This window comes from Acidovorax sp. sif0632 (genome assembly GCF_019218805.1).
Taxonomy (GTDB): domain Bacteria; phylum Pseudomonadota; class Gammaproteobacteria; order Burkholderiales; family Burkholderiaceae_C; genus Acidovorax; species Acidovorax facilis.
Map to the genome: position 1 here is coordinate 1,081,000 of NZ_JAHUWW010000001.1, position 21,788 is coordinate 1,102,787.

Here is a 21,788-nt window from a genome sequence, read left to right on the forward strand (position 1 = left end):
AGAGATTCCCGCTGCCATTATGGAGAGGTGTGTAAATTTTTGTACATGTCTTTTTTACCAAGGTGCGAACACATGTAGGCGCGGAGAGCACCAAGATTTGTTATCAAATTAATAGCTGTTAGCGATTATTGAATAAGCGCTAGAGCCTGATTTGATTCAGATGGCGCAGACAAAAAAGCCTTGCCAGTCAGGGCAAGGCTGTTCAATGGCGTGTGCGTTGCGCAGCCCGGTGCCGCGTGGGTCTGGCTACAAAACCCCGCTGGCCCGCAGCGCCGCAATGCGCGCCGAGTCCAGCCCCAGCTCGCCCAGCACTTCATCCGTGTGCTGGCCCAGCGCGGGTGGCGCGTTGCGCAGCACGGGCGGCGTGGCCGACAGGCGCAGCGGGCTGGCCACGCCGGTGATCTGCAACACGTTGTCGGTGGCGGCCTCGCCGTCCTTCCAGCGCGGCAGCGTCACGGCCAGGCCACGGGCCTGCACCTGCGCGTCGTCAAACGCCTGGGCGATGGTGTTGATGGGGCCGCAGGGCACGGCCTTGTCTTCCAGCAGTGTGATCCAGTCGGCCGTGGTGCGCGTGCGGGTCACGGCCTCCATGGCGGGGATCAGGTCGGTGCGGTTTTGCACGCGCAGCGTGTTGGTGGCATAGCGCGGGTCGCTGGCCCACTGGGGCTGCTCGGCTGCGGCGCAAAAGCGCTGGAACTGGCCGTCGTTGCCAATGGCCAGCAGCATGTTGCCGTCCTGCGTGGGGAAGTCCTGGTAGGGCGCCAAGCTCGGGTGGCTGTTGCCCATGCGGCCGGGCGCCTTGCCGGTGGCAAGGAAGCCCGAGGCCTGGTTGGCCAGCACGGCCATGCCCACGTCGAGCAGCGCCATGTCGATGTGCTGGCCCTGGCCCGTGCCATTGGTGGCGTTGTCGCGTACATGCAGCGCGGCCAGGATGGCGTTGCTGGCATACAGGCCGGTGAACAGGTCGATCACGGCCACGCCTACGCGCATGGGGCCGCCGCCGGGCTGGCTGTCGGCCTGGCCGGTGATGCTCATCAGGCCCGTCATGGCTTGCACCATCAGGTCGTAGCCCGCGCGCTCGGCATAAGGCCCGTCTTGCCCGAAGCCGGTGACGGAGCAGTAGATGAGGCGCGGGTTGAGTGCGCGCAGGCTCTCATGGTCCAGGCCATATTGCTTGAGGCCGCCGACCTTGAAGTTCTCCACCACGATGTCGGCCTCTTGCGCCATCTGCCGGATCAGCGCTTGGCCGTCGGGCGAGGCCATGTCGATGGTCACCGAGCGCTTGTTGCGGTTGCAGGCGGTGTAGTAGCTGGCCTGATTGGTGTCGTTGCCGTCCGCGTCTTTCAAAAAGGGCGGGCCCCACTGGCGCGTGTCGTCGCCCACGCCGGGGCGCTCCACCTTGACCACATCCGCGCCCAGGTCGGCCAGCACCTGAGTGCACCACGGCCCGGCCAGCACGCGGGAGAGGTCGAGCACCTTGATGCCCGCGAGGGCGCCTGGGGAGGAGGGGGATGTGGTCATGAAGGTACTATAAGTTTGATAGCTGGTAGCGCTTATCCATCAAGCGCTAGAGGCCTAAAACGCTTGAAACATGTGTAAAGGAGCCCCGTTTTAACTCCCTCTCCCCTCGCGGGAGAGGGTGGGGGAGAGGGGGCGAACAGGCACAGCGCACGCCACTACCCCCTCTCCCCCGGCCCCTCTCCCGCGAGGGGAGAGGGGAGTTCTCACCACCGCATTGGATGGAGGGGAGGCCGGGCCTCAGTTGGCAAACGCCGCAATGCCCGTCTGCGCACGGCCCAGAATCAACGCGTGCACATCGTGCGTGCCTTCGTAAGTGTTCACCACCTCCAGGTTTACCAGGTGGCGGGCCACGCCAAACTCGTCGCTGATGCCGTTGCCGCCCATCATGTCGCGCGCCAGGCGGGCAATGTCCAGCGCCTTGCCGCAGCTGTTGCGCTTGATGATGGAGGTGCCTTCCACGCTGGCCGTGCCCGCGTCCTTCATGCGGCCGAACTGCAGGCAGGCCTGCAGGCCGATGGCGATCTCGGTCTGCATGTCGGCCAGCTTCTTCTGGATGAGCTGGTTGGCAGCCAGGGGGCGGCCGAACTGTTTGCGGTCCAGCGTGTACTGGCGGGCGGTGTGCCAGCAGAACTCGGCCGCACCCAGCGCGCCCCAGGCAATACCGTAGCGTGCGCTGTTCAGACAGGTGAAGGGGCCCTTCAGACCTTGCACTTCAGGGAAGGCGTTTTCTTCGGGCACGAACACATCGTCCATCACGATCTCGCCGGTGATGGAGGCGCGCAGGCCCACCTTGCCGTGGATGGCGGGGGCCGTCAGGCCCTTCATGCCCTTTTCGAGCACGAAGCCGCGGATGGGACCCACGGCGCCGCCTTCGGAGACTTCCTTGGCCCAGACCACGAACACGTCGGCCACGGGGCTGTTGGTGATCCACATCTTGCTGCCCTTGAGCTTGTAGCCGCCGTCCACCTTGTAGGCGCGCGTGGCCATGCTGCCGGGGTCGGAGCCGTGGTCGGGCTCAGTCAGGCCAAAGCAGCCGATCCACTCGCCGCTGGCGAGCTTGGGCAGGTACTTCTGCTTCTGCGCTTCGGTGCCGAATTCATGAATGGGCACCATCACCAGCGACGACTGCACGCTGGCCATCGAGCGGTAGCCCGAATCCACGCGCTCCACTTCGCGGGCGATCAGGCCATAGGCCACGTAGCTCAGGCCGGGGCCGCCGTACTGCTCGGGGATGGTGGGGCCGAGCAGGCCCACTTCGCCCATCTCGCGGAAGATACTCACGTCCATCTTTTCGTGGCGGAAGGCATCCAGCACGCGGGGTGCCAGCTTGTCCTGGCAATACGCTGCGGCGGCGTCGCGGATGGCGCGCTCGTCGTCGGTCAGTTGCTGGTTCAGAAGGAACGGGTCATCCCATTGAAAAGCGGCGTGGGCCATGTGTGTCTCCGGTCGGAAAGAAGGTGAAAGAAACGGGTCTGAAGCGCATCGTAGGCCCTGGTGTGCCAGCCCGCAAGCGAGTTCTTTTCATCCAGATATGCGTTGTTGGAATGTATGGAATACTCGCGTCTAGAGGTTGCAGGTGAGATAACCTCGTTAAAAGTTCCTCTTCATCATGCGCCGCAACATCCCATCGACCCAGGCCCTGGCCTGTTTTGAAGTCGCAGCCCGACACGAGAGCTACACCCGCGCCGCGCAGGAGTTGTCGCTCACCCAAAGCGCGGTGTCGCGCCAGATCCAGGCGCTGGAAGAGTTTTTGGGCGTGGCACTGTTTCGCCGCACGCGCCACGGCGTGGTGCTGACGCCTGCGGGTGCCCACTACGGCCGCCAGGTGGCGCGCTGGCTGCAGGGCCTGGAGCGCGACACGCTGGACGTGATGGCTCACCAGGGCGAGGGTGGCACTCTGTCGCTGGCCGCAGTGCCCACCTTTGCCACGCGCTGGCTCATCCCACGCCTGCCGCTGCTGGCGCAGGAGCATCCGGACATCGTGGTGCACATCGACACGCAAACGCGGCCTTTTCTGTTTGCCGACACCACCTTCGATGCCGCCTTGTATGCAGGCACCCCCGAGCAGGTCGCCAACTGGCCCGGCGTGCAGGCCCTGCTGCTCATGCACGAAGACGTGGTGCCCGTGTGTTGCCCCCGCCTGCTCGAATCCGCCGCGCCCCGGGGCCGCGGCCGCGCCCACCAGCCGATCGCTGCCGAGGCGCTGGCCGAGCTGCCGCTGCTGCAGCAAAGCACACGCCCCTATGGCTGGCGCCAGTGGTTTGATGCGATGGGTGTGGATGCCCCGCATGCGCTGGATGGCCCGCGCTACGAGCTGTTCTCCATGCTGGCCGTGGCCGCCACGCATGGCATGGGCGTGGCGCTGATGCCGCCTTTGTTGATCGAGGCCGAACTGGCCAGCGGCGAGCTGGTGGTGGCCTGCAACCGACCGCTGCGTGGCGAGCGTGCCTACTACCTCATCAGCCCCGCGCAAGCCCAGCCGCCGGTGTTGGGGGCGTTTGCACGGTGGCTGCAGGGCATGGCAGCGGCGGCAGGCGGAGTGCCGCCGGTCGTCGGGGCAGACGGCAAGGGATGACGCGCTTGCATCCGCCCAGGGGCTGAACTAATCTGGTGGCGCTGGAGTCTGTCTGCACATACCGATCCGGGAGTGACCCCATGACCACCTACCATGCCCCGCATTTCGACCCCACCGTGGACGAGATCGAGACCCTCAAACAACTCGAAATGGGCCAAGTCATTACGTTGCCCCATGCGCTCAAGGACCACGTGTCTGGCCGCCTGCTCGAATGGGGCTTCATCACCAAAGGCTCCGGCGGCGAACTGGCCATTACGCCCAGCGGTCGGCAACTGATTCGCCGACAAGACAACTAGTGTGATGTTGCACGCTATCCGGCACTTAAAACCGCGTCTTTTCGACCAGGGCTGCGTTGCAAATCCGCGCGATACCTACGGGTATCGCTGTGGTTTGCGCCTTGCCCTGGCCAAAAAATCCATCGGTTTTCAATGTGCCGTCAAGCATGCAACACCACACTAGCCCCACGGCGCCGCAGAGCGCCACCGATGGCAAGGTCCTGCCGCACTGCTCCACAGTGTCGGGGCTGTCGGCAATCCTCGCGCAGTTGGCGGGGTATTGCAGCCCGCAAATTTCGCCGTGCAGCATTGGCCCTATCCTGCCTCTTTCGCTTTCCTTTCTTCACGAGGAGCTTCTGTGCGCGCACCGTCCCTGATTCGCAAAGCACTGTGTGCTGCCACCCTGGCGGCATGTGGTCTGCTGTTGCAAGGCTGCAGCACTGTCAAGCTGGCCTACAACCAGGTGCCGCACCTGGCCTACTGGCAGCTGAACAGCTACCTCGGCCTGTCAGAAACCCAGACCGAGCGCGTGCGCGACGAACTGGGCGACCTGCACCAGTGGCACCGTGACACCATGCTGCCCCGGCATGCCGAGCTGCTGCAAAAGGTACAGCAACAACTGCCATCCGCCATATCGCCCGGCCAGGCCTGCCGCACCTACGACGCAGTGCGCACCCAGATCGACAAGGTCATCGCCCAGGCCGAACCCAAACTGGCCTGGCTGGCCGCCCAGCTCACCGACACCCAGATCCGCAACCTGCAAAAGAAGCAGGCCGACAGCAACGCCGACTGGAAGAAGGAATGGGTAGATATCACGCCCGACAAGCTGCGAGAGCAGCGCTTCAAGCAGCTCTTGTCCCGCGCCGAAGGCTTCTACGGCGCCTTGGACGAACCGCAAAAATCCGCACTGCGCACCTTCATCGCCCAGTCGTCGTTTGACCCACAGCGCACCTATGCCGAACGCCTGCGCCGCCAGAAAGACCTGGTGCAGGTGCTGCAGAAAATCGCCGAAGACCGCACCAACACCGACCAGGCCCGGAGCCTGCTGCGCGGCTACCTCGCACGTTTTCAAACATCGCCCGACGCGGCCTACCAGCGTTATGCGCAGGCGCTGGTGGAAGAGGGCTGCGAAGGCTTCTCTAACGTGCACAACGCGATGACGGCTGCGCAGCGGTTGAAGGCAGTGCAGTCGGTAAAGGGGTATGAGCAGGACTTTCTGGTGCTGGCGGCGCAGTGAGTGTTGGAAGGTAGAAATACGAACAAGAGATGAACAAAAGGCCGCGTTGCCCCTGAAGCCGCTCAGGGCCGCCTGTGACGCCCGACCATGTCCCGCATGTGGCATCGAGGCCGCCTGCGCCAATTGCTGTCATGCTCAGCCCCCATTCCCTCAGGTACTTACTTGTATGCGTTTCAGCGGCTATTGCACTTTGGTCATCGCGATAACCGTGGCAGGTTTCGCTATCGCTCAGCCTGCGAATCCGGTGGACAACCACACGTCGTGCACTGCAGAAAAGGCGGACGTCGAAAAACGCATGGAAGTCGCGCGATCCAAGGGGCAGATGCTGCTACGTAGGCAACTGGCGGACCAACTGCCGGCGCTGCAATCGAGCTGTCAGCCGCTCGCGGTTGATCAGGGCCACACGGCGAATATTGAAAGGCTGGAGAAGGAAGTCCGAGCGCTCAGGGCAGAGCTTGAAGCTGCCGAAGAGCAATTGCGCAAGTTGAAAAGCGAAGCAAATCGCTAGACGGTGAATGGACTGCAGGAGCCGCGCCAGGGGACGCAGACTCGGCGTCACGCTGCGGGTTGAGAGATTTCCACGCCAGATGGCAGCCGTAAAAATGAACCCGGGGTGTGGGGCTAGTTGGGCTCTGTGTGCCGGTGACTGTAGCCTCGCAGACCACCCCAAAGTAACGCGCTGAAAATGGCACTTTAGAAGATGGAAGCCCCTGTGAATCAACCTGTTGCCCATGCCGAGCTGATCGCCACTTACAAAAGGGCGCAGGCTGACGCCGCCCACAAGCACGGCCTCATCAAGGCTGTCGGCGCCAAGGGCCCAAAAGCCATTCAGGCGGCTGTTGATACGGCAGCCAAAGCAGCGAAGCGCAGGGATTCGTATGCGGAAAAGCTCGCTGCGCTGGGGGTGGTTCTCAAGAATTGAGCGGGGTACGGCGATGGCATCTGCCATGCCAAGGCGATCGGAATCGCCGAGGTACCGGCTGTGGGCACCGGGAACGTATCAATCTGCCCCCCTTTTTTGAAAATGTACCCCCAGATATGCCCCCACCCGTTGCGGATGGGATGGATAGGTCTGGGCGGGTATGGGCAGCTAAGGTGCGGATGTCAAAGGCGCAAGAAAAAAGTCCGCAAGAGCCTGCGCTCTTACGGACCGGGGCCGGAATCACAAATTAGCCAGCAGGCCGCATGAAATCTACGTTTTTGATATTCTTTTTAAAAAAGTACCTTCAAAAATACCATCATTTTTTGATGCTTCTTGCTGTGGTACGGATCAAACGTTGTGACTCGTCCTGACCTCTTGTGATTCTATCGGTGGTCTCGGATGGGGTGAAAAAGCTCACCCGCCCCGACATTGCCGACTGGATGGAGCGGCCTAGGCTTGACGTTTCAGGAGCACTGGAAATAGAAATTCTTCGCAGCGAGGGGGCGCCGAGATAGCTGGCAAAGCCGGCCCTAATGCGGCCCTCGCGCGGCCCCACGGGATGAACCTGGGCCGCTCTACGGATAACTGCCGCAGTCTAGTGCGGCGTGATCATTCATACTAATCGACACACCGCTAATCTCGGCCATTTCAAGGTGGCTACCACCACAACCCTCTGTTAGACTGAAGACGATTTAAAACGACTTTGATGCCTCTGTGAGCGCCAATGCTATGAACTCCGAACCGTGGGTCACTGCCATCGATGTCGCCCGGCATCTGGGCGTGGTGAAGGACACCGTTTACCGCTGGCGTGAGCGCAAGGGTTTGCCCGCGCACAAGATCGGGCGGCTGTGGAAATTCCAGCTCTCCGAGGTCGATGAATGGGTGCGCGCTGGCGGTGCTGATGACGACACGGAAAACGGGAGCGAACAAAAATGAATTCGGTGGGGGAAGGTGTCGCGTGAGCCTGGAAGGCCAACTCCTCGACCAGAAGTCCTTGCGGGCAGTGACCGGCAAGACGGCAGACTGGAACGAAATCGCCAAGGATTGCATTGCTTTTGCCAATGCAACGGGCGGTCGTCTGCTTTTGGGCATCGAGGACGGCCAACACGCACCTGCGGCCGACCAACACATCCCGTCAGACTTGCCCGACACACTGCGGCGCAAGTTGGCCGAGCGTACCGTCAACATAACCGTACTGCCTGATGTCGTCACTGCACCGAATGGAGGCCAGTACATCGAACTGCGCATTCCGCGCGCCATGGCCGTGGCGTCCACCACCGACGGCCGTTACTTCTTGCGCGTGGCAGACCAAAGCAAGCCCGTCACCGGCGATGACGTGATGCGGCTGGCCAGTGAGCGTGCCGCACTGCCTTGGGAAACGCAGACCACTCTGCAAATTCCGCGCAGTGAGGTGGATGCCACCAAGCGTGACAAGCTGCTGACTGCCTTGCGTGCATCCGACCGGGTCAAGGCTTCGGTCAAGGAAAAATCCGACAACGAATTGCTTGATCACTATCAGCTCGCGCAAGGGCAGACCCTCACCAACTTGGGCGTGCTCTGCCTTGGTCGTCAGCATCATCGCGCCCAACTGACCACGGCACCGGTCATCCAGTTCATCAAGTACGACGAGCATTGGCAGAAGGTCAACAAGCTGGTGTGGGACGACCACACCCAGACCCCGATGGAGCTGATCGAGGCGGTCTGGCTGGAGGTGCCTGACTTCCGTGAGCGCTACGAACTGCCCGATGGCCTGTATCGCCAAAACGTGCCTGCTTTCGATGAAATCGTGGTGCGCGAGCTCCTGGTCAACGCGTTGGTACATCGCCCCTACACCCAGCGTGGCGACATTTTTCTGAACCTGTATCCCGACCGGTTGGAAATGGTAAACCCCGGCCCACTGCCGCTGGGCGTCACACCGCAAAACGTGCTGCACACCACGGTGCGACGCAATGAGCACTTGGCCCGCCTGTTCCACGACCTGAAGCTGATGGAGCGCGAAGGCAGCGGCTTTGACAAGATTTTCGAAGTGCTGCTCTCGCAAGGACGCCCGATGCCGGAGTTGATCGAAACCCACGACCGCGTGCAGGTCACCGTGCGTCGCCGCATCCTCAAGCCCGAAGTCATCGACTTCATCGCCAAGGCGGATCAGACATACCAACTCACTCAGCGCGAACGTATCGCGCTGGGGCTGCTGGCCCAACATGACGCACTCACCGCCCGTGAACTTGCCGACACCCTGGAGCTGCCCAGCGTCGAGGCCCTGCAGCCCTGGTTCAAACGATTGCTCGACTGGCACTTGGTACAGAGTGCCGGGCGCACTCAGGCCACACGCTATTTTGTTGATCCTGGCCTGCTACGCAGTCTGAAGTTCACCGGCGAGACCACCCTCAAGCGCATTGAGCCGCACCGCTTGGCGGCGCTGGTGCTGGAAGACCTGCAGCGCTACCCAGAATCCGCCATCAGCGAAATCCACCAGCGCGTTGGCGGCGAAATTCACACCAAGCAGGTGAAGCGCGCGCTGGAAGACTTGATTGAGCGCGGCGCCGTGCGCTTTGAGGGCAACAAGCGCTGGCGGCGCTACTGGGCGGTGTCATGAGTGGGTTATCGGACAAGCTGCGTCTTATCGGCAATAGCCGGGCGATAGGAAATGGGCGATACGCCCGCGCATGCCAAATAAATCAAAGCCTTATATCGACCGCAGCCGGTGCGGCATGGTCGATAACGGAAAAGCAGAACCTCTCGTATTCCAGGACGCACCCATGAGCGCCAACTTCCAACAACTCGCCAGTTTCATCTGGTCCGTCGCCGATTTGCTGCGAGGACCCTATCGCCCGCCGCAGTACGAGCGCGTGATGCTGCCGCTCACGGTGCTGCGCCGCTTCGATGCCGTGTTGGCACCGAGCAAGGACGCTGTGCTCAAGCGCTACGAGGAACTCAAGGCCAAGAACATCCCGAACATCGACGCCATCCTCAACAACCTGGCCAAGGATGAGGACGGCACGCCTCTGGGCTTTCACAACCACAGCCAGCTCGACTTTCCCAAGCTCAAGGGCGATCCCGACAACATAGGCCGCCACCTGGCCGACTATATCGCCGGCTTCTCCGAGAACATCCGCAAGATCTTCGAGCGCTTCGAGTTCGACAAGGAGATCGAGAAGCTCGAAGAGTCCAACCGCCTTTACCAGGTGGTGGCGCAGTTCGCCGAGATTGACCTGCACCCCAAGCGCGTCGACAACATCACCATGGGACTGGTCTTCGAAGACTTGATCCGGCGCTTCAACGAAGCGGCCAACGAAACCGCTGGCGATCACTTCACCCCGCGCGAAGTCATTCAGCTGATGGTCAACCTGCTGCTGGAGCCTGACACCAGCGTGCTCACGCAAGCCGGGGTCATCGTCACCATCTGCGACCCTGCCTGCGGTACCGGCGGCATGCTGGCCGAGGCGCAGAACTGGATTCGCGCCCACAACGATCAAGCCACGGTCAAGGTCTTTGGGCAGGACTACAACCCACGCTCTTACGCAGTGGCCGCCTCCGACCTCTTGATCAAAGGCCACAAGGATGGCCAAGTGGTGCTGGGCAACACCCTCACCGACGACCCGTTTCCCGATCACCGCTTCGACTACCTACTGGCTAACCCGCCCTTTGGCGTGGACTGGAAAGCGGAGAAGAAGATCATCGACCGCTGGCCCAACTTCTGCGGCTATAGCGGCAAGCTGCCGCGTATCAACGACGGTGCCCTGCTGTTCCTGCTCCACATGATGAGCAAATTCCAGGACTACAAGGCGGGCGACCGTGACAACCCTGGCTCGCGCACCGCCGTCGTCTTCAACGGCTCGCCGCTGTTCACCGGCGGCGCAGGCAGTGGCGAGAGCGAAATCCGCCGCTGGATCATCGAGCGGGACCAGCTCGAAGCCATCGTGGCCCTGCCTGAGCAGATGTTCTACAACACGGGCATTGGCACCTTCATCTGGGTGGTCACCAACCGCAAGGCCGAGCATCGCAAGGGCATGATCCAGCTCATCGACGCCCGCGAGCGCTACACGCCGATGAAGCGCAGCCTGGGCGACAAGCGCCGCTACCTCGACCAGGCCGCGCTGGATGCCATCACCCGCGAACACGGGGCACTGGAGAACAGTCAAACCAGCCGCGTGTTTGACAACCCGGACTTCGGCTATCGCCGCATCACCGTGCTGCGCCCGCTGCGCCTGCGTTTCCAGATTACCGACCAAGCCCGGGAACGTTTCCTCAATACCTGCCCCGAGCTGTTCGACGCCCTGCAAGCGGTACAGGACGAACTTGGCGCCGAACCACTGCTGGACTGGAACCGGGTCTGGGCCACCGTGCAGCAGGTGTTCAAGATCCTGCCCGACGACATGGAAGGTTGGGCCAAGGGCGCCAACGGCACCGCGCAGAAGAAAATCTTCCGTGATTGCTTTACCACCGTGGACCCCGATGCAGCGCCAGTGATCGCCAAACATCACAAGACAGACCCTTTGGGGGAGGCCCGCTACTTCCCTGCACAGACCCTGCCCGCCGACCTCACCACGCCGGACCTGTATGTCCTGCTCGGTCTGAATGGAGATGGTAAGAAAGGCTTCGTTGAGTACGAGTCCGACCCGGGGCTCAAGGATGCTGAGAACATCCCACTGAAAGAGGACATCGTCAGCTACTTCCTGCGCGAGGTGCGTCCCTACGTGCCAGATGCTTGGATCGACCGCGAGACACTCGACGAGCAGGATGGCGGTATCGGCAAGGTGGGCTACGAGATCAACTTCAACCGAGTGTTCTTCTTGTACCAGCCGCCGCGCTCGCTGCAGGAGATAGATGCGGAGCTGGCCGGCGTCGAACAGCGGATTCTGGAGTTGCTGCGGGAGGTGGCGGAGTGAGCACTGGTCAATATCCAGGTCACTGGACAATTCAGAAGCTGAAGTACGTGGCCTCACTGCAAAGCGGAGACGGCATTACGTCTGACGATATTTCAGACGTTGGCGAATATCCGGTCTTCGGCGGAAACGGCGTTCGTGGTTACACGTCGAGCTATACCCACGACGGAAGGTACCCCCTCATCGGTCGCCAAGGCGCGCTTTGCGGCAACATCAACTATGCGTCCGGCAAGTTCTGGGCGTCCGAGCACGCTGTCGTTGTGAGTGCGCGCCGCGACTACGTGGTTCGCTGGCTCGGCGAAGTGTTGCGGTCGATGAATTTGAATCAGTACTCCCAATCTGCAGCCCAACCTGGGATCAGCGTGGAGGTCATCGAAAACCTCTCAATTCCTGTTCCCCCTGAGCCAGAGCAGGAAGCCATCGCCAATTACCTCGACCGCGAAACCGCTCGCATCGACGGGTTGATTGCCGAGAAGGAACGTATGCTGGCGCTGCTAGAAGAAAAGCGCACCGCCCTCATCAGCCGCGTCGTCACCCGCGGCCTCGACCCCAACGCCCCGCTAAAACCCTCGGGCCAAGAATGGCTGGGTGAGATTCCGGCGCATTGGGAAGTTCGGCGCATTAAGTTTGTTACTGCCTGGCTGGATCAAGGCAGCTCACCAATCGCAGCCAACACGCCGGCAGGGCCAGACGAGTTGGGTGTATTGAAGCTAAGCGCCGTTTCAAAAGGTCGCTTCAATCGAGAAGAGAATAAGGCGCTTCGAGGGGTGGATGATGATGAGCAACTACTTGCGCTTCGCAAAGGTGATGTGCTCATCACTCGTGGCAATACGCCAGAGCTTGTGGCGGACGTCGCATATGTGCCAGAGGATGAGCCAAATCTCTTACTCCCCGATCTTATCTACAGGCTTCGGGTCAAAGAGGAGGAAATTCTTCCTGATTATCTGACTTCTTTCCTGACTACTGCAGCAGCGCGCGTTCAGATTCGCCGTGATGCAAGGGGTTCAAGTGGCTCGATGGTCAAGGTTTCGCAGGGCCATGTTTTGGATTGGATGACGCCATTGCCGCCGCTTACTGAACAGAGGGAGATCATGAACTACCTTCGTCGCGCAGAAGCGCGATCCCAGTCCATGACAGGGGCAGTTTCTTCTTCGTTGTCCTTAATCTCAGAACGCCGTGCCGCTCTGATCACTGCCGCGGTTACCGGTCAGATCCCGCTGGAGGAAATGGCTTCATGAAATTGAAAAGTTTAGGATTGACCAGCTTCCGAGGTTTTGATCGGCTTGACATTGATTTTGACGAGCACATGACCGTGGTTGCAGGCGTCAATGGTGTCGGCAAATCAACCATCCTGCAGGCTGTTGCGATAGCGTATTCCTACTCCTTGCCAGAATATTCAGTTTCAAAAGAAAAACCTTTGCCGGTACTTGATGCCGACATCCAGCAAGGCAAGTCCACCTGCATCATTGAAATGGAAAGCAGTGGCTTGGGAGCTGCGTCGTTGATAACCTTCCTATCCAAGGAAAGCCTTGATAAGGGTGAAAAACTGACTCTTGGGAATAAGCAATCCCAGATGAAAAAAGATCTGGCTCTTCTGGAAAAGGGGTCGCCTAATTACAAAAACCTAAAAAACGAGATCACTTGGATAGACAAGCGATTAGAAGGAAATTTTGAGAAGCGTCTGAACTGGCTCTTTACCGACACTCATGAAACAGAGATGCGCCTAAAGCGCCACCTAAAAAGCAGCCCGACACAAGCGCTGGTTGTCTATTACTCAACATATCGATTGCTCTCAAGGCTTCCGCCAAAGATTCAAGGGGAACTCCCGTTTAAGCAGTCTGCAGCATTCGCAAAATCTCTGACTCAGCTTGAGATATCCCTCAATGACTTCGCCAAGTGGCATCGCGCCATAGGTTCGTCTCGTGTGATCCGAAGAGACTCGCAGCACGGCTCGCGGATTCTGGAGCTACTGCAAGAGGCGATTTCTAGCCTCATGCCCCAGATCAAGGAATTTTGGTTTCATGAAGAAAACCCACCTCGTTACTCCGTCACGAAAGAAGCGACGATAGCTGAGCAGATCAACGACAAAAAAGCGGGAAAGCAGTTATTTTTGGAGCAATTATCCGACGGCGAGCGAGGATTGATTGCTTTGGTTTTTGACCTCACCCGCCGTCTTGCTGTCGCCAATCCTAGTCTCGAAAACCCAATAGCCGAAGGTGAGGCGCTGGTGCTGATCGACGAGATCGAGCTGCACCTGCATCCGAAGTGGCAACGCGATGTCCTGCAACGTCTGCGCGACACCTTCAAGGCTTGCCAGTTTGTTGTGACCACTCATTCGCCACTGGTGCTGGGCGAGGTGCCTGCACGCTGCGTACGCTTTCTCGAATTTGTGGATGGCAAGGTGAGTGTGGCTGTGCCCACTGAGGCCTATGGCATGGATGCCAACCGCATCCTTCAGGAGTTCATGGGTGCGCCGGTGCGAAACCGGCAGGTGGAGGGTGAGCTGAAGAGCCTCTTCGAACTGATCGACCAGGAGCGTTTCGACGAAGCTCGCTCCAGCATTGCTGCCCTCGAACACCAGCTGGGCGAGGACGAGCCAGAGCTGACCCGGGCCAGTTCGCTGATCCGCTTTCTGGAGGGCGCCGAGTAAATGCGGACCATCCAGAAGGGGCCGGAGCCCGCCAGCCTGACCAAGCATCGCCAGCAGCCGCATGCTGACTATGACAACTACGGCGACAAAGCGGCCTTGCGACAGGCGTTGGTGGCCGAGCAGCGCGGCCTGTGCTGCTACTGTCAGTCGCGTATCCGCGCCACCCCCGAGGACATGAAGATCGAGCACCGGCAATGCCAGGCCGACTACCCGGCGCGGCAACTGGACTTTCGCAATCTACACGGCGTGTGCAAAGGAAATGAGGGGCAGCCCATCGACCGGCAATACTGTGATACCCGAAAGGGCAATAGCGATCTATGTTTCAGTGTCTGTGATCCAGCCCACCCGATCGAGCGCAAGATTCGCTTCTTGGGTAATGGAGAGATCACATCTGACGATGAGGCGGTGAGAATAGCGATCAACGGAGTCCTTAATCTCAACTGGAACCGGCTGAAAGAGAACCGAAAATCTGCGCTAACCGGTTTTCTCCAGGGCCTCGGCAACGCCAAGCTTGATCACGCGAAGGAGCTTCCGAAGTGGGATGGTTCTCTGGATTCTGAGCTTCCGCCCTTCTCGCAAATCGTTGCCCATTACCTGCTGAAGAAGCTGAAGAGGTTGCCAGCATGAAGCGCACAAGTGAAGCCGCATTCGAAACCGCCATCGAGGCGGTCTTGCTGGGCGAGGGCTACACGCGGATCGACGCCAAGGGCTTCGATCGCGAGCGGGCGATTTTCCCGGATGAGGCGCTGGCCTTCATCCAATCCACCCAGTGCAAGGTATGGGAGAAACTGGAAGCCTTACACGGTGAGCAGACCGGTGTGCGCGTGCTGGAATCGCTGTGCAAGTGGCTGGATACCTATGGCGCCCTAGCCACGCTGCGCCACGGTTTCAAATGTTTCGGCCGCACGCTGCGGGTAGCCTTCTTTCGCCCAGCCCACGGCCTCAATCCGGAACTGGAGGCGCGCTACCAGGCCAATCGGCTGGGGCTGACCCGTCAGTTGCACTTCAGCCCGAAGTCTGAAAAGTCGCTGGACGTGGGGCTGTCGGTCAATGGCATCCCAGTGGTGACGCTGGAACTCAAGAACCCCTTGAGCGGCCAGACGGCGGCCAATGCCATCCACCAGTATCGCCACGATCGCGACCCGCGCGAACCCATCTTCGTGTTCACCAAGCGCACCTTGGTGCATTTCGCGGTGGACACCGAAGAGGCCCACATGGCCACCCGGCTGGCGGGTTCATCCACCTATTTCTTGCCCTTCAACCGGGGCATGGACGGCGGCGCTGGCAACCCGCCCGACGCGCAAGGACGCAATTACAAGACGGCCTACCTGTGGGAAGAGGTGCTACAGCGCGACAGCCTGCTCGACCTGCTCGCCCGCTTCCTGCATCTCGACGTGGAAGAAAAGACCACTGATGACGGCAAGAAGGTGCGGAAGGAAAGCCTGATCTTTCCGCGTTACCACCAGTTGCAGGCCGTGCGCCGGATGGTGGCGGCTGCTGCCAGCGAGGGCGTGGGGCATAACTACTTGGTCGAACACTCGGCCGGCAGCGGCAAGAGCAACACGATTGCCTGGCTGGCGCACCGCCTGTCCAGCCTACACAACGAGCGCGACGAGCGACTGTTCGACAGTGTGGTGGTCATCACCGACCGCGTGGTGCTCGACCGCCAGTTGCAGAACACCATCTACCAGTTTGACCACCGCCAGGGCGTGGTGCAGAAGATCGACGAGGACTCGCGCCAGCTCGCCGAAGCGCTGGAAGCCGGTGTGCCGATCATCATCACCACGCTGCAGAAATTTCCGTTCGTGTCCGGGCAACTGGCCAAGCTCAGTGAGGAGCGTGGCGAAGGCAGCAAGAGCCATCTGCCCATGCGCAAGTACGCGGTGATCATTGACGAGGCGCACAGCTCGCAATCGGGCGAGACGGCCACGGAGTTGAAAGGTGTGCTGGGTGGCGCCGAGTTGCGCAAGAAGGCGCAGGAGATGGCCGAAGAGGAAGGCGAAGTCGAGCTGGAGCGCCTGTTTCGTTCCATGTCCAAGCGTGGCAAGCAGCCAAACATCAGCTTCTTTGCTTTCACTGCCACGCCCAAGCACAAGACGCTGGCGACCTTCGGCCGCAACGGTGAACCCTTCCACCGCTACACCATGCGTCAGGCGATCGAGGAAGGCTTCATCGAGGACGTCCTCAAGAGTTATGTCACTTACAAGACCTACTACAAGCTGATCAAAAAGGCCGAAGACGACCCCAACGTTGAGCGCAAAAAGGCTGCCAAAGCACTGGCTCGCTTCATGCGCCTGCATCCGCACAACATCGGCCAGAAGACCGAAGTAATGGTGGAGCACTTTCAGCACTTCACCCGCCACAAGATCGGTGGACACGCCAAGGCCATGGTGGTCACAGGATCGCGGCTGGAAGCGGTGCGTTACAAGCAGGAGTTCGACCGATATATCCAAGAGAAGGGTTACCCGATCAAGAGCTTGGTGGCGTTCTCGGGAACGGTGGAAGATGACCAGAGCCCGGAGAAGTCTTACACCGAAGTCGAGATGAATGATGGCCTCAAGGAAAAGGAGCTGCCCGACACCTTCGCCAAGCCTGAATTCCGCGTGCTGCTCGTAGCCGAGAAATATCAGACCGGGTTCGACCAGCCATTGCTGCACACGATGTACGTGGACAAGCGCCTGGCGGGTATTCAAGCCGTGCAGACCCTGTCACGCCTGAATCGAACGCACCCGTTGAAGGACGACACGTTTGTGCTCGACTTTGTCAATGAGCCAGGCGAAATCCAGGAGGCATTCCGGCAGTACTACGAAGGCTCGGTCATGGGCGAGCAGGTCGATCCCGACAAGCTCTACGAAGTCAAGGCTGAGTTGGACGCTTCGGGTATATACCTTCAGACCGAGGTGACCGAGTTCGCCCGCGTGTTCTTCGCGCCCAAACGCCGCCAGAGTCCCGGCGACCACAGGACGATGAACGCGATTCTGGATCAGGCCGTTGCGCGTTTCGTGCAATTGCAGAAAACGGTTGAGGAGGAAGCCGAGCTGTGGCGCGGCAAGCTGCAGGCCTTCCGCAATCTGTACAGCTTCCTGAGTCAAGTGATCCCCTATCAGGATAGCGACTTGGAGAAGCTGTTCACGTACCTGCGCCACCTCGCGTTGAAGCTGCCCAAGCGCAAGAGTGGGCCTGGCTATCAGTTCGATGAGGAGGTCGAGCTCGACTACTACCGGTTGCAGAAGATCAGTGAAGGCTCGATTAGCCTCAACGACGGTTATGCCAAGGCACTAGACGGGCCGCGCGAGGTAGGGTCGGGCATGGTGCGTGAGGAGCATGTTTCGTTGTCGCGTCTGATCGACATCATCAACCACCGTTTCGGTGGTGAACTCAACGAAGCGGATCAGCTGTTCTTTGATCAGATCGCCGAGGCGGCCAGCCAGAGTGAAGCCCTGCGGAAGGCCGCCGAGGTTAACTCCCTCGACAAGTTCCAACTAGTGTTCAGGCAGGTGCTTGAGTCCCTCTTCATCGAGCGCATGGAATTGAACGAAGAGCTCTTCACCGGCTACATGGGCAAGCCTGAGATGCAGGAATTGGTCTCAAAATGGCTTGGTAGTCAGGTCTACGATCGGCTTTCCGCTGCGAAGAAGGCGGGCCGGTAGTGGGCCTCGGTTCGTTCCGCTGGGGCCAGCTTCTCGGAACTTTCGGACAGTTGGTTGCTTGCCCGCAGCAACCCGCAAAAGTGCTCAACGGCTCGGATTCGGCCCTACCTCTTGGTAGTGCAAGCTTTTGTCCGCGGCCCCACTAACCCTCAGGTATCAAGATTCCATCGGCGCCAACACTCAAGGGATAGCCCGGATCTACCGGGACGCCCTCGCGCTGCAGCGTGGTCATCGGGCCGCGCTCACATTGGTCGCTGTGTTGCTTGTTAGAACTGATCAAGCAACCGCTGTTGTTCCTGCAGACCCTTGTTCAGACGGCGGGTCATGTCACGCAGCTCCCGCCAGTGGCCCCCCTTGAAAGCGTTGCGCGAAACCGTGGCTTTACCGGCTGCGCTTTTCGGGCCGGTGGACTGCAGCCAGGGCTTTTGCTCCCTGATGCGTGCCGCCTGCTGCGCCCGCCGCTCCGGTGTCCATCCATTGCTGCTTTTCATGGCCCAGCTCCTTCAGTTTGTTTTCTTCAAAAATTTTTTCCCGCGCGCCCATGGGGGCTGCCTGCGGCCCGTTGTTGATCTGCTGCGGGCCGGTGGTCATATTGGCCTGCTTGGCATAAACGACGGGAGGGTTCTTGATGTTGGCAAGGGTTTCGAGCGTGGCCCGGCATTGGCTTTGGGCCTTGAGCGCCAGGCGCAGCGCGGTTTCTTGCTGGCGTAATAGGCTCGACTGCAAACCGGTCTCCGTCAATTTCACGAACAGCGACTGCAGAGCCATCGCCTGGTTCATCAGCATGGCCTCCGCCGTCCGCAGGTCACCCGTGTGCACCGCACAGGTCTGCTGGCGCAGTGCCTCGATCAATGCGGGCGTATCCAGTTGGTCCATCAACTCGTGGCGCTCGCGGTTTGTGATGACCCTGAAACTGGCCATTTCGGGAGAAATCATCAGTTTCGCGAAACTAAGCGCGGTCTCGTCCGACGTTGTGCCATCGGCGCATGGCACAGCTTTCTGGCTCACTGGCTGAGGAGAAAGGTCGCTCTTGCGCGCATCGGGTTTCTTGGCGGACTTGCTCATGGGTTATCCCCTTGACCGTGAAAGTTGGTGAAGCCGGCACAGCGCTGTGGTTGGCGCGTCAGGTCGTTCGGAAGCAGTGCATGGGCCGCATGCACGCCCATGCCCGCCAGCACTGCATTGCCGCAATGCCGGCCCCCCGTGCTACCACGCAGGTGAACGCACTCCAAGCACAGGTGTCGGTCATCCATTTCCCGGTCGCGTTTGTCCATGCGGTCTGCCAGTGCCTCGGCATCGGCCAGGGGCAGCCCCTTATCGATGAATCGCGTAAGCCGCGCCGTGAACGTGTCAATCTCTATGGTGTTCATGGCCGATCCGTCGGGCCAGCACCACCGGTCAGGGTCTGAGAAGGCAGTCTCTCCCTTTGCCGAAACCAGGCTCTTCGTTTGGGCTGCTGAATCGTTTGCGGCAATGTCTGGGGAAGTTGCGACATTGACAGTTGCGACAGTTGCGACAGTCGGCAAGACGCGCGGCCGATCTGTCGCGACTGTCGCTGGTGTCGCAGTCGCAAGTCCACGCAATCCGCCCTTCTGGATGAGTTTGGACAAGCTCATATGGATGCTCCCGCCAACAGTGCTGGGTTGATTTGAACCAGCTTCTTGCGACCGTCCTGCATCAGCCTGGCTCGTCCGAGTTCTGCCAATTCGCTGACGGCCCCAATGAATGCAGCTTTGTCGCGTAAAGCTCCTGGTCCACCACGCAGCACGTCTCGTGTGGAAACGACAGCGGTCTTCTCGCGTCGGCAATAGTCCAGCAACCACGTTTCCAGCCGCATCGGATTCGCCAGTGCCGCAGGCAGCGCCAGCTCTCCCAGGAAGCGCCGCGCCTCGTGCAGGTGCCATGCAGCGATCCGTGCTCCTGACTCCATCGCGTCCAGGCCGATTGGCCCGATAGCTCCGTTGAAGGTGTGGAACAAAGCTGCAAGGCGTGCCGCGTTATCCGCCGTTTTGCTGGCCACGTCGCGCACGTCGTAGAGTTCCCGCCCGGCGGACAGCTCAATTTCAATCGCGTCGTGAAACAAGATCCATGCTGCCTTGGCGTCCGGGGACAACTTGAGTACCGTCGGGGTCAATGCGCCATCGACTATCGGGGCCGGTCGCTGCAGGATCACCATCAGTCGGTTGTTGAAGGCCGCCAGGGCCGGCCAGTTCGAGGGGGCCTCGGTGAACTTCCGCGTGCCTTGTGTAGAGCGGGGCCAGGCTACAAGGAACCGGGCCAGAAAGCCAGTGCCCCGTGCCAGCCCTTTGGAGTTGTCGAAGAAGGCCCGGATGGTTGCCTCCTGAACCTGCAAGGCCATGGTCAGACGAGCACCTCGAACGGTGTAGCTCTCCGAGGAACGGCGTTCTGTGACCAGTGTCGCACCGTCCCACAGCTGATTCAGCGTGGATAGGTTGCGCATGACTGATTCCTTGCCCATACCGTGACTGCCGAACACACTGCCAGCCTCGCTGGAGACGATGCCGCCAGATGGCCATTGGGTTGCCAGCGAGTGGCTCAGAGCCTCCGGCGTGGCGTCGCCGTGCATGAGTCGGGGCACGCGTGGTGGGATAGGTTCATCCTGGTCAAGGCGGTGCAGTTCCTGCACCTGCGCCGCGCAAGGTTTGTCCTCCTTGGCCAACGCCTTGACCTTCTCCCTCAGACCGGCACGTTGCGCCTCCCACGCGTCATGTCCGGACTTGAACGCCTGCATTAGGGGTTTCGCTGCCTCTTGTGCTTGGGCCTCATAGTCACGGATGGCTTTGGTGAAAAACCCGTCGCACGTCGATTTGCGCTCCCCAGAGTCCGCGATTGCCAGCAGAAACAAGCCAGTCGGACCGGCGAGCTTCTCGGCGCGCTCCACGTCGATATGGGCTTGGATAGCCAGCGAGAGCGCAGCCAGTGCCGAAGTGGTAATCAGCGGTAGCGGTGCCTTGACGAACCCCGCCACCTCCTGAACGGCACTGCGCACCGTGTCAGGCAGGGCGTCGAGCGGATAGTCCTCCGGGGCGATCTGTGCAATCAGAGGTTGGAGCTCAGGCCAGCCGTTGCAAACCTCGTTGGCGCTGGCTGCAAGCGCCTCCTCGATACAGCGCCGCACTGCATTCGCTCCAGCTATCTGGCTCAGATCGTTGAAGTCGGTCGCGCCTTCCGGACGGTTGCAGTCAAAGACGGGCACGGCCAGCTTGCCTCCCACGGCCAGCGCGGCCTCACGAGCTTTGGTCAGTCCCGGATTTCCCTCTGTGCACCAGTCATCGTCAGCAGCCACAACGATGTGCAAGGACGGGTACTTGCTGTGCAGCGCCTGGGCCACTTCAAGTAGGTTGCCGGCGTTCATCGCACAGGCCACCGCGTGACCTGTAGCTTCATGGAGGGATGCGCCAGTGGCGAAGCCTTCGCACACGATCAACATGCTCTTAGGTTTGCCAATACCGAAGTAGCAGCCCTTGATACGCCCACCAGGCTGAAAGCGCTTGTCGCCCTTGATGCCAATGGTCTGAACGCTATGCAGGCTAGTGGACACGTCGCGCAGTGGGATCAGCAGCGCGTCGCCCTCGGCCTTAAGACCGTGGAGCTGAACGCCCTTGTGTACCAAGTAGGGATGATCGACCGGGGCCGGGGCAGCGGCCTCCCACCGCCGTGCCGCGGCCACCGCAGCATCGTCCTGGCGCCGGACTTTGTCGGCTTCGCGCTGCCGGGCAACGGCTTTCATGCGCTGCTGGTAGGCGCCGCGTTGGGCTGGCGTGAGCGTGTTCACCTCCTTGCCGCCCCAGGTCTGTGACACACCTGCGCGCCAGCAGCCGAACGCGCCAGCGGACAAGTCGCCATCTTCGTGAAAGACATACCAGCCCGATTGATCGTCACGCTTGCCGTTGCTGCTGTAGCGGTGCAATGCGCCGTCGCCGTGGATCACCTCGGGGAGAGCCAGGCCAGTCGCTGCGATGGCGGATCGGAATTGGTCAATGGCAGTGATCACAGCCGCCCTCCAATTTGTGCGAGGAACAGCGCCGCAGTGTGAAGCCTGGGGAGATAG

At 60.6% G+C, this 21,788-nt stretch carries 18 protein-coding genes; 12 read left to right on the forward strand and 6 right to left on the reverse strand.

Annotation, left to right across the window (positions count from 1 at the left end; all coding sequences use genetic code 11):
• Window positions 1–246: 246 nt before the first annotated feature.
• The gene (locus KW832_RS04855; protein ID WP_218298498.1) at window positions 247–1,521 is read right to left on the reverse strand and encodes a CaiB/BaiF CoA-transferase family protein; all 1,275 of its coding nucleotides are present in this window, start codon (window positions 1,519–1,521) and stop codon (window positions 247–249) included.
• Window positions 1,522–1,758: 237 nt separating this feature from the next.
• Window positions 1,759–2,955, reverse strand: a complete 1,197-nt coding sequence (locus KW832_RS04860; protein WP_218298497.1) for an acyl-CoA dehydrogenase — start codon at window positions 2,953–2,955, stop codon at window positions 1,759–1,761.
• 175 nt (window positions 2,956–3,130) lie between these two features.
• Between KW832_RS04860 and KW832_RS04865 the strand changes: the two genes are divergently transcribed.
• Window positions 3,131–4,096, forward strand: a complete 966-nt coding sequence (locus KW832_RS04865) for a LysR family transcriptional regulator (RefSeq protein ID WP_218298496.1) — start codon at window positions 3,131–3,133, stop codon at window positions 4,094–4,096.
• Between the two features lie 80 nt (window positions 4,097–4,176).
• Window positions 4,177–4,392 (forward strand): hypothetical protein, encoded by a 216-nt coding sequence (locus tag KW832_RS04870; RefSeq protein ID WP_055401611.1) that lies wholly within the window; start codon window positions 4,177–4,179, stop codon window positions 4,390–4,392.
• A 25-nt stretch (window positions 4,393–4,417) separates the two neighbouring features.
• Here KW832_RS04870 and KW832_RS04875 read toward each other — a convergent pair whose 3' ends face one another.
• Entirely contained in the window at window positions 4,418–4,681 is a 264-nt protein-coding gene (locus KW832_RS04875) for a hypothetical protein (protein ID WP_218298495.1), read from the reverse strand.
• 48 nt (window positions 4,682–4,729) lie between these two features.
• Between KW832_RS04875 and KW832_RS04880 the strand changes: the two genes are divergently transcribed.
• The 10 genes from KW832_RS04880 to KW832_RS04925 all read left to right on the forward strand — a co-directional run bounded on the left by KW832_RS04880 (window position 4,730) and on the right by KW832_RS04925 (window position 17,716).
• Complete coding sequence (locus KW832_RS04880) at window positions 4,730–5,608, forward strand: DUF6279 family lipoprotein (protein ID WP_218298494.1); 879 nt, start codon at window positions 4,730–4,732, stop codon at window positions 5,606–5,608.
• Between the two features lie 166 nt (window positions 5,609–5,774).
• Window positions 5,775–6,116, forward strand: coding sequence for a DUF1090 family protein (locus KW832_RS04885; RefSeq protein ID WP_218298493.1), 342 nt, complete (start codon window positions 5,775–5,777; stop codon window positions 6,114–6,116).
• A gap of 204 nt (window positions 6,117–6,320) precedes the next feature.
• Window positions 6,321–6,530 (forward strand): hypothetical protein, encoded by a 210-nt coding sequence (locus KW832_RS04890; RefSeq protein ID WP_218298492.1) that lies wholly within the window; start codon window positions 6,321–6,323, stop codon window positions 6,528–6,530.
• A gap of 729 nt (window positions 6,531–7,259) precedes the next feature.
• Complete coding sequence (locus KW832_RS04895) at window positions 7,260–7,466, forward strand: helix-turn-helix domain-containing protein (RefSeq protein WP_218298491.1); 207 nt, start codon at window positions 7,260–7,262, stop codon at window positions 7,464–7,466.
• Complete coding sequence (locus KW832_RS04900; RefSeq protein ID WP_255577531.1) at window positions 7,432–9,126, forward strand: ATP-binding protein; 1,695 nt, start codon at window positions 7,432–7,434, stop codon at window positions 9,124–9,126. Before KW832_RS04895 ends, KW832_RS04900 begins: the two co-directional genes overlap by 35 nt.
• 163 nt (window positions 9,127–9,289) lie before the next feature.
• Window positions 9,290–11,419: a class I SAM-dependent DNA methyltransferase gene (locus KW832_RS04905; protein ID WP_218298490.1), complete on the forward strand. Its 2,130-nt coding sequence runs from the start codon at window positions 9,290–9,292 to the stop codon at window positions 11,417–11,419.
• On the forward strand, window positions 11,416–12,654 hold the full coding sequence (locus KW832_RS04910) for a restriction endonuclease subunit S (RefSeq protein WP_218298489.1): 1,239 nt from the start codon (window positions 11,416–11,418) through the stop codon (window positions 12,652–12,654). Before KW832_RS04905 ends, KW832_RS04910 begins: the two co-directional genes overlap by 4 nt.
• Window positions 12,651–14,066 carry an AAA family ATPase gene (locus KW832_RS04915; protein WP_218298488.1) on the forward strand — a complete coding sequence of 472 codons (1,416 nt, stop codon included), beginning with the start codon at window positions 12,651–12,653 and terminating at the stop codon, window positions 14,064–14,066. The genes KW832_RS04910 and KW832_RS04915 overlap by 4 nt, the downstream gene beginning before the upstream one ends.
• Window positions 14,067–14,693 (forward strand): TIGR02646 family protein, encoded by a 627-nt coding sequence (locus KW832_RS04920; RefSeq protein ID WP_218298487.1) that lies wholly within the window; start codon window positions 14,067–14,069, stop codon window positions 14,691–14,693.
• Window positions 14,690–17,716, forward strand: coding sequence for a type I restriction endonuclease subunit R (locus KW832_RS04925; protein WP_218298486.1), 3,027 nt, complete (start codon window positions 14,690–14,692; stop codon window positions 17,714–17,716). Before KW832_RS04920 ends, KW832_RS04925 begins: the two co-directional genes overlap by 4 nt.
• Before the next feature lie 381 nt (window positions 17,717–18,097).
• Here KW832_RS04925 and KW832_RS04930 read toward each other — a convergent pair whose 3' ends face one another.
• The 3 genes from KW832_RS04930 to KW832_RS04940 form a co-directional block, all read right to left on the reverse strand.
• Window positions 18,098–18,781: a hypothetical protein gene (locus KW832_RS04930; RefSeq protein WP_218298485.1), complete on the reverse strand. Its 684-nt coding sequence runs from the start codon at window positions 18,779–18,781 to the stop codon at window positions 18,098–18,100.
• Window positions 18,778–19,086, reverse strand: coding sequence for a hypothetical protein (locus tag KW832_RS04935; RefSeq protein WP_218298484.1), 309 nt, complete (start codon window positions 19,084–19,086; stop codon window positions 18,778–18,780). The genes KW832_RS04930 and KW832_RS04935 overlap by 4 nt, the downstream gene beginning before the upstream one ends.
• 242 nt (window positions 19,087–19,328) lie before the next feature.
• Window positions 19,329–21,731 (reverse strand): DUF3987 domain-containing protein, encoded by a 2,403-nt coding sequence (locus KW832_RS04940; RefSeq protein ID WP_218298483.1) that lies wholly within the window; start codon window positions 21,729–21,731, stop codon window positions 19,329–19,331.
• Window positions 21,732–21,788 lie beyond the last annotated feature (57 nt).